This window comes from Nitrospirota bacterium (assembly GCA_040756155.1).
GTDB lineage: Bacteria > Nitrospirota > Thermodesulfovibrionia > JACRGW01 > JBFLZU01 > JBFLZU01.
On sequence record JBFLZU010000006.1, the window covers coordinates 1 to 11,796 of the forward strand.

Annotated in this window: 9 protein-coding genes, 4 tRNA genes and 1 pseudogene; all 14 read right to left on the reverse strand. The window is 40.8% G+C overall.

All coding sequences use genetic code 11. From position 1 onward, the window contains the following. Positions 1-133 precede the first annotated feature (133 nt). Positions 134-209 (reverse strand) — tRNA-Thr (locus AB1488_00605). 53 nt (positions 210-262) lie between these two features. After that, a tRNA-Gly gene (locus tag AB1488_00610) sits at positions 263-338 on the reverse strand. A 124-nt stretch (positions 339-462) separates the two neighbouring features. Beyond that, positions 463-549 (reverse strand) — tRNA-Tyr (locus AB1488_00615). 91 nt (positions 550-640) lie between these two features. After that, positions 641-716 (reverse strand) — tRNA-Thr (locus AB1488_00620). A 215-nt stretch (positions 717-931) separates the two neighbouring features. Further along, positions 932-1,750, reverse strand: a complete 819-nt coding sequence (rlmB, locus tag AB1488_00625; protein ID MEW6408604.1) for a 23S rRNA (guanosine(2251)-2'-O)-methyltransferase RlmB — start codon at positions 1,748-1,750, stop codon at positions 932-934. Then, positions 1,747-3,225, reverse strand: coding sequence for a cysteine--tRNA ligase (gene cysS, locus AB1488_00630; protein ID MEW6408605.1), 1,479 nt, complete (start codon positions 3,223-3,225; stop codon positions 1,747-1,749). Before cysS ends, rlmB begins: the two co-directional genes overlap by 4 nt. A gap of 147 nt (positions 3,226-3,372) precedes the next feature. Then, a pseudogene (cysE, locus tag AB1488_00635) lies at positions 3,373-3,870 on the reverse strand (serine O-acetyltransferase). 7 nt (positions 3,871-3,877) lie between these two features. Further along, entirely contained in the window at positions 3,878-4,348 is a 471-nt protein-coding gene (ispF, locus tag AB1488_00640) for a 2-C-methyl-D-erythritol 2,4-cyclodiphosphate synthase (GenBank protein MEW6408606.1), read from the reverse strand. A 13-nt stretch (positions 4,349-4,361) separates the two neighbouring features. Continuing rightward, entirely contained in the window at positions 4,362-5,120 is a 759-nt protein-coding gene (ispD, locus tag AB1488_00645) for a 2-C-methyl-D-erythritol 4-phosphate cytidylyltransferase (protein ID MEW6408607.1), read from the reverse strand. 58 nt (positions 5,121-5,178) lie between these two features. Then, positions 5,179-6,198: a PIN domain-containing protein gene (locus AB1488_00650; protein MEW6408608.1), complete on the reverse strand. Its 1,020-nt coding sequence runs from the start codon at positions 6,196-6,198 to the stop codon at positions 5,179-5,181. Positions 6,199-6,223: 25 nt separating this feature from the next. Beyond that, a complete protein-coding gene (locus AB1488_00655) occupies positions 6,224-7,744 on the reverse strand; it encodes a DegQ family serine endoprotease (GenBank protein ID MEW6408609.1) in 1,521 nt (506 codons plus the stop codon). A gap of 262 nt (positions 7,745-8,006) precedes the next feature. After that, positions 8,007-10,808, reverse strand: coding sequence for an excinuclease ABC subunit UvrA (uvrA, locus tag AB1488_00660; GenBank protein MEW6408610.1), 2,802 nt, complete (start codon positions 10,806-10,808; stop codon positions 8,007-8,009). A 5-nt stretch (positions 10,809-10,813) separates the two neighbouring features. After that, entirely contained in the window at positions 10,814-11,326 is a 513-nt protein-coding gene (locus tag AB1488_00665) for a DUF4416 family protein (protein MEW6408611.1), read from the reverse strand. Next, on the reverse strand, positions 11,296-11,796 hold a 501-nt coding region (locus AB1488_00670; GenBank protein ID MEW6408612.1), incomplete at its 5' end, for a reductive dehalogenase domain-containing protein. The genes AB1488_00670 and AB1488_00665, both read right to left, overlap by 31 nt.

Genomic DNA, 11,796 nt, shown 5'->3' on the forward strand with positions numbered 1-11,796 from the left:
CCATAACCACCTCCTGCATTCCGTAGACAACGGACTTTATGTCCGTTGATTTTTCTAAATCAACGAGGGTAAACCTCGTTGCCTACCAACTTATCGCGTAATCCTATTGTTAGCAACTACTCACTGTCTTTTCTGGAGCCCATGACCGGGATTGAACCGGTGGCCTCATCCTTACCAAGGATGTGCTCTGCCGACTGAGCTACATGGGCAATAACTACTCCTAACTCTCTTAACTGCCAAATTTTGCAGAGCAAAATTTGGCTGGAGCGGGTGGCGGGATTCGAACCCGTGACATTCAGCTTGGAAGGCTGACGCTCTACCAGCTGAGCTACACCCGCCCTCTTAAGTTCAGAGTTATGAGTTATTAGTTCAGAGTTAAAACAACCTTAAACTATCATACCTTAATCTCCGAACTCTGAACTCTAAACTCTCAACCGTCAATTTTGCTCTGCAAAATTGACTTGGTGGGGAGGGGAGGATTCGAACCTCCGAAGCCATTACAGCGACAGATTTACAGTCTGTTCCCTTTAACCACTCGGGAACCTCCCCCTTCCTTAGTTAAGAGTTTGGAGTTGTGAGTTCGGAGTAAATAAAAATAATTTAAACTCTAAACTCATAACTCTGAACTCCAAAACTAACTTGGAGCCACCGAAGGGATTTGAACCCCTGACCCGCTGATTACAAATCAGCTGCTCTACCAGCTGAGCTACGGTGGCTTTATAGCCCTTTGATATAAATTAAAAAATTTACCCCCTTAGAATGCCCCGCTGCTTGCAGCGGGGATGAAAATAATTTTCCTTTTTGAGCGAACACGGAGTTAATGCCCCGTGTGAACCTTCCCGTTAGAAGGCAGAGTCTTCTAACGGGGTTTACTAAAACTTTATAATATAATCTTTTATTCAAATATAGTCAATTATAAAATTTCATAATTTTAGTTAATTTTAAATATTTTTTTCGCTTTTCCTTTGGTTTTCTCACCTATTAATAAACGCTGATTTAGTATTTCATATATAACTACCCCTGTTGCAACAGAGAGGTTAAGTGAATTTATATGTCCATACATCGGGATATTACCAAGAAAATCACACTCTTCCACAATTCCCTTTCTCAGGCCTGTGTTTTCACCTCCAATCACAACCACTAATGGAATATCCAGATCAAGAGAGTATATACTTTGAGAAGCGGTATTTTCAAGCCCCAAAATCCATAATCCCTTCTTCTTCAACGCTGAGAGTGTTGCACGAAGGTTCGTGACGACAGTGACAGCAACATACTCCAGTGCCCCTGCAGAGGTCTTGGCGACTATGGGCGTCAACGCAACGGTATGATGACGGGTTAGAATTATACCATGAACACCTCCTGCATCAGCTGTTCTTATTACAGCACCGAGATTTCGTGGATCCTCAATACCATCAAGGGCTAAAAGTAATGGTTTCCCCCCTTTTGATTTTGCAATATTTAACATTTTATCAATAGTGGAGTAACACTTAGAGGTTGTAAGGGCAACAACACCCTGATGGACAACTCGCTGCCCCCTTGCTTCCGCAAGAAGTTTTTCAATAAAATTATGGGAGACATATTTCAGGTCTATCTTTCTCTTTTTACACAGCTCTGCTATCCTATCAATCTCTTTCCCCCTTTTTTCTTCTATTACATAGACTCCATAAATGGACCGATTTTCAGCTTTTTTTAATACCTCATACACAGGATTAATGCCATATATAACCTCCTTGCTTGCTTTAATCATCATATCTTGACCTTCCAGACTGTGCCTTCAGGTCTATCTTCAAGCAATATCCCTGCTGTCTCCAGTTCTTTGCGTATCCTATCAGCGCGTTCCCAGTCCTTCCTTAACCTCGCCTCTTTCCTTTCCTCTATCTTTTTCTCTATCTCTTCATCGGTAAGACTGATTGTTCCCTTTCTCTTTCTGTAGAACCATTCATGTGGTATCTTTTTAAAGAGATTAAGAACATCACCTATTTCTTCTAAACGCATCAGTGCTACATTAAGAAGATAGGCTATTGTCGACTCTGAGTCACCCATTTTATCCATATATCTATTGATGGTTCTGATAAGTCCAAAGATATGTCCGAGCACCTGAGCAGTGTTAAAATCATCATCCATTACCTCAACAAAGGCATTTTTAAATCCCATAATCTCGTCATAAAGCATTTTTGCATCATAATCGAGTAGTGAGGGGTCGATATCCGATGTGGTATCTGTTGACCTCATTTGAATATATGAAATAATCCGTTCCTTCGTAGAATAGAAGCGATCAAGTGTAGATTCAGCCTCTTTGAGATTCCTGTCAGAGTAATCTATTGGACTGCGATAATGGGTAGAAAGAAGAAAAAGGCGAACAGTCTCTGGGTCATAGATTTCTAATACTTCTTTAATAGTAAAGAAATTCTTCAACGATTTTGACATCTTTTCCTGATTTATGCTGACGAAACCGTTATGCATCCAGTAATTGACAAATCGCCTTCCTGTATATGCCTCACTCTGTGCAATTTCATTCTCATGGTGTGGAAATATGAGATCTTTGCCACCTGCATGGATATCTATATTTTCACCTAAGTGTTTTAATACCATAGCAGAACATTCGATATGCCATCCAGGTCTTCCCTCCTTTCCCCATGGACTATTCCATGAAGGTTCATCCTCTTTTGATGACTTCCACAATGCAAAATCAAGCGGATCTGTCTTTCTTTCATTCACTTCTACCCTTGCACCTGCAAGCATCTCATCAAGATTTCTTTTTGAAAGCCTTCCATAGTTTTCAAACCTGCTTACATCAAAAAAGACATCTCCATTAACAACGTAGCCGAATCCCTTCTCTATCAATCCATTAATTATCTCTATCATCTCAGGGATATGTTCGGTAGCTTTTGGCTCTATGTCTGCCCTTTCTACGCCAAGTGCATCCATGTCCCTGCGATATTCTTCCGTAAATCTCCTTGCAATATCCCACGCCGATACTCCTTCTTCCCGTGCCCTGTTTATTATCTTGTCATCTATATCGGTAAAGTTCCTCACATATTTCACATCGTATCCTTTATAAATAAGGTATCTACGGATTACATCGAATACGACCGCGCCTCTTGCATGCCCAAGATGACAATAATCATATACTGTAACACCGCATACATACATTTTGACCTTCTTGGGTGTTACAGATTTAAATTCTTCCTTTTTCCCAGTCAAGGTATTGAATATCTTTATAATTCCCTTTTCTCTTCCCTCAAGTTCTGCCAACCTATTCTCAAGCCTTTTAATCTCTGCATGTATTTTCTCAAAACCCATTTCAATAGGATCAGGGATATGTATGTGATTCATAAGATTCTCTGTCTTTTCTCCTTTAATGCTGACTACCTTACCAGGAATACCGACAACAGTAGAGTATGGAGGAACAGATTTCAGGACAACGGAATTTGCCCCGACCTTCACGAAATCACCTATCTCTATCCCACCGAGTATCTTTGCTCCTGCACCAATAACTACATTATTCCCAATAGTTGGATGTCGTTTCCCACGCTGCTTCCCTGTTCCTCCAAGTGTAACCCCTTGAAATAATGTGACATTCTCACCAATTTCTGAAGTCTCACCGATAACAACACCCATACCATGATCGATAAAGAAGCCTCCCCCTATCTTTGCTCCTGGATGTATCTCTATGCCTGTAAAGAATCTGTTTATCTGTGAGAGAACTCGTGGCAATAGAGGTATCTTCTTTTCCCAGAGCCAATGGACAATTCTATGGCAGAAGATTGCATGAAACCCTGAATATGTAAAGATTACTTCAATCATACTCGTAGCCGCCGGGTCTCTTTCGAAAACTGCCTTTAAATCCTTCTTTACCATCTCAAACATATCCTTATTACTCACCGAGAAGACACACGGCGTAAGCCTCTATACATTCCCCTTTACCCACAGGACCCAATCCTTCAGAGGTCTTTGCCTTTATACTTATGCGTAATTTATCTGTTCCAATCTCTCTGCTTATAACATTACGCATACCATCTATATAGGGTGACAGATGGGGCTGCTCTGCCACAACAGAACAATCGATATGTTCAACCTTATAACCTTTGTTTTTTACGATGTTAACCACCTTGCAGAGTAGATTCATGCTTGAAATATCTTTATAAGCAGGATCTGTATCAGGGAAATGCCTTCCTATATCTCCTTCATTGGCAGCACCTAATAATGCATCAGAAATGGCGTGGAGTAGCACATCGGCATCTGAGTGTCCCATCAGTCCTTTTTCAAAAGGTATCTCTATCCCCCCGAGTATCAGCCTTCTTCCAGCAACGAGCCGATGCACATCGTATCCGAACCCTATCCTCAAGTTATCTTATCCTCTAAGGCGAACCATACGGTTTATACCCCTGGCTTCTCAATATCGCTTCACCGATAAGGAGATCCTCCTTTACAGTAATCTTTATATTCGCAGGCGAACCCATTATGACCTTAACCCTGTGGCCGAGTCTTTCTACAAGTGAGGCATCATCAGTACCGTAATAACCATCTCTGAAAGCCCTTTCATAGGCATCCATCAAGATGTGAAATCTAAAGACCTGTGGCGTCTGGATAAACCAGAGACCTTCCCTTCTAATGGTTCCTTTAATTATCCCTTTGGAGTCCGCCTCTTTTATGGTATCCCTTACAGGGACACCGAGTACAACGCCCTCCTCCCTATCTGCATATTTTAAACATTCAATTATAAGTTCAGGTGTAATAAATGGTCTGACGCCATCATGTATAAGGACGAATTCGCAATGGGATTCGAGCAGTTTCAGTCCATTATAAACTGAATCTTGCCTTTCTTTTCCCCCAGGTGCGATCCGTTTTATCTTTGTGAAACCATATTTTTCTACTATCTCCTTCAGGCAATACTCCATCTCTGTCTCCTGGAGAATAGGAATGATTTCTTCTATCTCTTTAACAGCATGGAGTCTTTCTATCGTGTGGGCAAGTATTGGTCTTCCATCAAGCTTTATGAATGGTTTTTTAGTCTTATATCCAATCCTTCTTCCCAATCCAGCTGAAGGTATAAGGGCTATAACTTTCTGTAAATCACTTTTGTGTTCTTTTTTGCCCACACAAACCTTTCCCCTCATCTTTCTCCTCTCCCCTGTGGGGAGAGTGATTGGGCAAGTGGCAGGAACATAGTTGTTATCACCTCATACTGGCGACCGAATATTCTTCTCTCTCTGCTTCTTCCTTAAGTTTTGTGAAGATCATTCTTCCCGCAGTTGTCTGAAGAACGCTGGTAACAATAACATCTACCGTCTTACCAATAAGCTTCCTCGCATTCTCTACTACTACCATGGTTCCATCGTCAAGGTATGCCACACCCTGATTTATTTCCTTACCCTCTTTTAAGATAAAAACCTTCATCCCCTCGCCCGGAAGAACAACAGGTTTTACTGCATTAGTCAATTCGTTTATGTTAAGTACTGTAACACCCTGAAGCTCAGCAACCTTATTAAGGTTAAAATCATTTGTAATAATCTTGGCATTTAACCTCTTTGCTAATGCCACTAACTTCGAATCTACATCTCTGAGTTTTGGAAAATCCTCTTCGATAATCTTGACATCAACTCCAGCCATCTTCTGAATCTTATGGAGTATATCAAGCCCTCTCCTTCCCCTTGCCCTCTTTAATGGATCAGAGGAGTCAGCGATATGCTGAAGCTCCCTGAGGATAAATTGGGGTATTATAAACATCCCTTCAAGAAAACCTGTCTCGCATATATCGGCAATCCTTCCGTCTATAATTACAGAGGTATCCAGAATCTTTGTATTCTCGTTGCCCTCCTGACCTTTAAGGTATCTTATCACTTTAGAAAGCTGAAAGCTTTCCCCCTTTTTTATCCCGAATACGATACCAAAGTATCCGAATAAACCCATAAGTAAAAGATGAAGCAGAAGGCTCATTCGAGGCGAAAGGGCACCTATTGTAGATGCAATAATCTTTGCTAAGAGTGAACCTCCTATAAGTCCTAATATGCCACCTACTAATATCCTCAGTGTGACTCTACTGAGAGCGATTTCTATTAGTATAACTGTTAAGGAAAAGGCAATGCCTAAAAGTAATCCATAAATGCCATATTCCCTGTCTATACCAAGCGCAATGTGGTAACCAACCGCTGCGCTCAGGATCATAAATATAAGCCTCAGAATAGTAACTCCCATTTTTTCACCTCCCCTCATATGAAAATTAACCGAGTGATTTTAGTGTTACATAAAATTTCCTTCCACCCCTGTTTATTAAAAGAAGTACTGTCTCATTCTTCTTCAGCCGTGAGACAATACGGGTATAATCCTTTAAACTGTTTATCTCTTTTTTATCAATCTCCTGAATAACATCTCCTTTTCGTATCCCTGACTCCTCTGCTGCACTATCAGACTCCACAGATGTAACAACCACACCACGTTCATCCTTTGAGATTCCGAGACGACTGGCAATATTAGGTGTTAACTCCTTAACAGTTATTCCACCAAAAACACTGCTTACCCCCTCTTCTTCAAAATGCCTGTCCTTGTATAAACCTTCACGGGCAATTTCTTTAGGAAGTTCTCCGATAGTTACCAATAACTCCTTTTCCTTCTTATCTCTGAGGATTACTATCTTCACTTCTGCCCCTACAGGTGTCTTGGCTACGGCATTCCTGAGCTGTCCAACACTTTCTATCTCTTTTCCATTATACATGGTTATTATATCTCCACGTTTGATTCCTGCCTTCTCTGCAGAACTACCCCTTGAGATATCACTCACTATGGCACCCTTAAGATTTTTCAGTCCGAACCCTGCTGCAAGTTCAGGGGTTACCTCCTGAATCGTAACACCAAGCCAGCCCCTTACGACCTTTCCTTTTTTTATAAGCCCATCCATTACATCCTTAGCCATGTTACTTGGAACCGCAAATCCTATTCCTTGATAACCACCACTGCGCGAAAAAATGGCAGTATTTATCCCTATAAGTTCTCCTTTTATGTTTACGAGGGCACCCCCTGAGTTGCCTGGATTTATAGCCGCATCGGTTTGTATGAAATCCTCATAATCGGCTATTCCGACATTAGCCCTGCCCACCGCACTGATAATACCCATAGTGACTGTTTGATTAAGTCCAAACGGATTGCCTATAGCCAGAACAAACTCTCCAACCTGCAATTTATCAGAGTCTCCCCAGCGTACGGTTGGTAAATCCTTTGCATCTATCTTGATTACTGCTATATCTGTCTTTGAATCTGCACCAATAAGCTTTCCTTTAAATTCCCTCTTGTCTGAGAATGATACCTTAATCTCATCTGCCTTCCCAATTACATGGTTATTTGTTAGAATATAACCATCTTGAGAGACTATAACTCCTGATCCAAGGCTCTGTTCCCGCCACTTCTTAGGTAAACGAAACTCATGAAATGGACCATTCCCAAAGAAATCCTTGAAAAATGGGTCATCAAAGAAAGGGGATAGCTGAGAAGTCCCCCTCTTAACTATCTTTGTGGTCGAGATATTAACGACAGATGGTGTGACTGCTTTTACTATCTCTGCAAAAGCCTGGCTTGTCTGACTAAGCTGTTCAGTAACGGCAGATGATATTGTCTTTTGTTGTGTCGTGTGTCCTAATGGAAGCCAGTCGAGGCTCGATGCAAATAGAAGACCTATTCCAATCCCTGCCACCAACAAGATAACAGAATATATAATCCATTTATTCTTAACGATTTTCTCTATAAGCATAATAGTTTCCCTCTCGTAATCTTGTCACCCTGAACCCTGTCCTGTCGCCAGGCATGTCCTGATGAAAATCAGGGACAGTCTTGTTTCAGGATCTATTTATAAAGATTTGAGCTGCTGAAACAGGTTCAGCATAACACTTTAAAATCTAAAATTTGCTAAACTATGATTATATTATAATTATTTTTGTGCATATTGTAAAGAATTTTTGTAGAATAAATCCCGCACCTCTCTATGGGAATTAGACTCTGCAGAAAGGATTTCTCTATTGTAACCCCACAGCTTGCTGTGGGGTAGTGTAAGAGGTGCGGGATAAATGCTCCTTTAGATATAAACCTGTATATGACCCATCCACCTTGATTATCTCTTCTGGTGTTCCCTCCGCGACGATCCAGCCACCTTTATTTCCACCCTCAGGCCCCAGATCTATTACATAATCTGCACACTTTATTACATCAAGATTATGCTCAACAACGATTACAGTATTTCCTGCCTCAACAATATAATCGATAATCTTCAGTAACCTTACTATATCATCAGGATGCAATCCTGTTGTTGGTTCATCCATAAGATAAATATAATCCCTGACAGAGGTATTTCTTAATTCTGCACATAATTTAAGCCGTTGAGACTCTCCTCCAGAGAGGGTATTTATAGCCTGACCGATACGGAGATATCCGAGCCCAACAGCGTGCATTATCTGCAATTTATTTGTTATTGATGGATAGAGGCGAAAGAAATCGAGTGTCTCTTCCACGGTCATGTTCAGGATGTCTGATATATTTTTGCCATTGTATTTTATCCTGAGTATCTCTGGCCTGTATCTTTTTCCCTCGCATTGCTCACATGTAATATACATATCCTCGAAGAAATACATCTCAAGTTTTTTATGTCCGCTACCCTGACATTCTTCACATCTTCCTCCGATTGTATTGAAAGAAAAATGGAAAGGTTTTAAGTCCTTTTTCTTTGCCTCAGGGAGATTTGCAAACATTTTTCTTATCTCATCAAATGCCTTTACATAGGTCACAGGGTTTGCTCTCGGTGTCTTTCCTATAGGTGATTGGTCAATAAATTTAACTCCCTTTATATGCTCTGTTCCTATTATCCGCTCAAATCTACCTGTCTTTTCAGTGGATGTTTTAAAGTGCCTTCCGAGAGCCTTGAAAATGATATCCTCCATCAAGGTGCTTTTACCTGAACCTGAGACACCGGTAACACAGGTAAATGTCTGTAGTGGTATCCTGACATCTATATGTTTAAGGTTGTTTTCTGCTGCACCTATAATATAAAGAGACCGTTCCCCCCTTCTTTTCTTCTTAGGGATAGGGATAGATATTTCTCTATTAAGGTATCTTGCTGTAAGGGTATTTGAGTTACTTATAAATGAGTTTATATCTCCTGCATACATTAGCCTCCCACCATTTTTACCTCCCTTTGGCCCAAGCTCAACAACATACCCTGCAGCCTTTATCATTGTGCTGTCATGTTCTACGATGACAACGGTATTGTCTTCTTTGGCTATATCCCTGACTATCCCTGCGAGCATACCTGTATCCCTTGCATGCAGTCCTATGCTTGGCTCATCCAGCACATAGAGTGTGCCAGTAAGTGCAGCACCAAGCTGATTTACGATATTTATCCTTTGTGCCTCACCACCGGAAAGTGTCTTTGTCATTCTATCGAGGGTAAGATAGTAAAGACCTATTCTGTCCATGAGCATTATCTTTTTTCTTATCTGTTTTAATATCTCATGGCTGATCTCTTCTTCATGGGATGTTAACCTGAGTCCCTCAAACCAACTTGTAAACTGCTTAATTGTAAATCTCGAGACCTCTGCAATACTTAATCCACCAATTCTGACATAAAGGGCACGATCATTTAGTCTTGTTCCTTTGCATGAGGAGCATGGGAATGGGCTTCTGTATCTTGAAAGAAAGATACGGATATACATCTTATATCTTTTTCCCTCGAGGTGTTCAAGAAATTCTTTTATTCCATAAAAATCCTCTGCCCCTTTAGAAATTAATAATCTTTCTTCTTCTGTAAGTTGTTCATAAGGCTTCTTTGTATCGATCCCATGATTCTTAGCACCTTTTATAAGCTGATTCTGCCACCACCTGTAGGCAGGCATCCGCATCGGTTCTATAGCGCCCTGCTGGAGGCTTAATGACTTATCTGGGATTATCAAATCCTCGTCGTATCTTAATACATTTCCAAAACCCTTACATTCAGGACATGCCCCTAATGGATGATTAAATGAAAAAAGAAGTGGCTGAGGTTTGCTGAATTCAGCCATACAACGATAACATCTGAACCCCTCTCCATAATCTATATTTCCTTCCCCGATTATCTCAATGGTTACCAGCCCTCTACCTTCCCTGAATGATGTTTCTATGGAATCTACAAATCTTGCCCTTCTATCTTCTGAGACCATTAACCTATCAACAATAACATTAAAAGTGGATGCACCCTTCTTTAGATGGGGTCTTTGACCATCTCCTAAGTGATATATAACATTCTCATATTTGAGTCTTATAAAACCCCTTTTTACAAGATCGGATGCAGTCTCTTCTGTGAATCCCTCATTACCAGGAAAGAGGGGAAACATTATAAGGATGGATTTACCAGCATAACGGGAGATTATCTCATCTGTGACCGAATGGGGATTGTATGATTTTACCTCATTTTCACAGGTAGGACAGAAGGTCTTTCCTATCTTTGTGAAGAGTAACCTTAAATAATCGTATATCTCTGTAGCGGTTCCTACGGTAGAGCGGGATGTCTTTACAGGGTTTTTCTGCTCAATCGCAATTGCAGGTCTTATATTCTCTATAGCATCTATATCAGGCCTGTTAACCTTTTCAAGAAATAGCCTCGCATATGTTGAGAGTGACTCAATATATCTCCATTGACCCTCTGCGAATATCGTATCGAATGCAAGTGAGGATTTACCCGATCCACTTACACCAGTTATAACGGTCACCTCATTATGTGGTATCCTGAGGTTTATATTCTTGAGGTTATTCTGCCTTGCACCCTGTATAATAAGATAATCTTCAGGCATAAAGATTATTTTAACAGATTTCTTGCGGTATTGAACAGAGATATATACTCTTCGGTTCTGAAATCAGGGAATGTATAGGACAGGGGATTGAATGTCCTGTTGTGGTATAAAAGGGTTACCTCTGCATAGATGCCATCTCTTAGATAAATCCTGTGGGCAAAATCCTTTGTTGATGCAAGCACAACCTTTGCAGAGGTGATATAACCAGGATCGAGGTTTATCCTTCTTTTACCTTCTATTGAGAATGTATCTTCGATGCTATTTGTCTTTATCTTAATATCAGGCAGGGTGTCGGCTCTTATGGGTTCATGAAAGAAAATAAACTGTCTCTTGAGGTCTTTGCCTAATTCCTTTTCGTAGTAAGTGGTATGCCTCCACTCATAGACAGGGCTTCTTAAATCAATCTCGCCATATAAACCCACAAGATTCTTTTCCACATCCCTGAAAAGCCTTTCATCTCCGGAGATCATACCAATAAATAGCTTGACTAAAATTTCCCTCTGCACGCCTTTACGCATATTCCACATATATAATGTCCGATATTGTATGTCTTCGCAAACCATTTAAGCCTCTCGAAGCATGCTTCTCTATTATAATCTTTATATGATTCACCTATCGCACTAACAGGACATACTTCTATACATCTTCTGCATTTGCCGCAGTCTCCTTCAATCGGACTATCTGTTAAAAGAGGCATATTGGTAAGCACTGTTGCAAGCCTTATTGAAGAGCCGTATTCTGGATGGACAAGGAGATTATTTCTACCAAGCCAGCCTATTCCTGACCTTACTGCTACCATCTTGTGTGATAGGTGGGCTGTCTGTGCATCCCAGTCAACTATCTGGGATGCAGGTATAGGCAGGGCGTCAAAGCCACTTGTATGGATGAATGTTGCTATCTTTACCGCTATCTGGTCAAGGAGGGCATTAAGCGTCCTGTAATGGTGTAGATAGAATCTTGTGGGGTGGTCTTCTATCTCAGCGAGCAC

What these genes read in the sequence shown, in the direction of transcription:
- AB1488_00665 (MEW6408611.1), bottom strand. Translation starts at nt 11,326, where the DNA reads ATGCGTAAAGGCGTGCAGAGGGAAATTTTAGTCAAGCTATTTATTGGT.
- uvrA (MEW6408610.1), bottom strand. Translation starts at nt 10,808, where the DNA reads ATGCCTGAAGATTATCTTATTATACAGGGTGCAAGGCAGAATAACCTC.
- AB1488_00650 (MEW6408608.1), bottom strand. Translation starts at nt 6,198, where the DNA reads ATGGGAGTTACTATTCTGAGGCTTATATTTATGATCCTGAGCGCAGCG.
- ispD (MEW6408607.1), bottom strand. Translation starts at nt 5,120, where the DNA reads ATGAGGGGAAAGGTTTGTGTGGGCAAAAAAGAACACAAAAGTGATTTA.
- AB1488_00655 (MEW6408609.1), bottom strand. Translation starts at nt 7,744, where the DNA reads ATGCTTATAGAGAAAATCGTTAAGAATAAATGGATTATATATTCTGTT.
- rlmB (MEW6408604.1), bottom strand. Translation starts at nt 1,750, where the DNA reads ATGATGATTAAAGCAAGCAAGGAGGTTATATATGGCATTAATCCTGTG.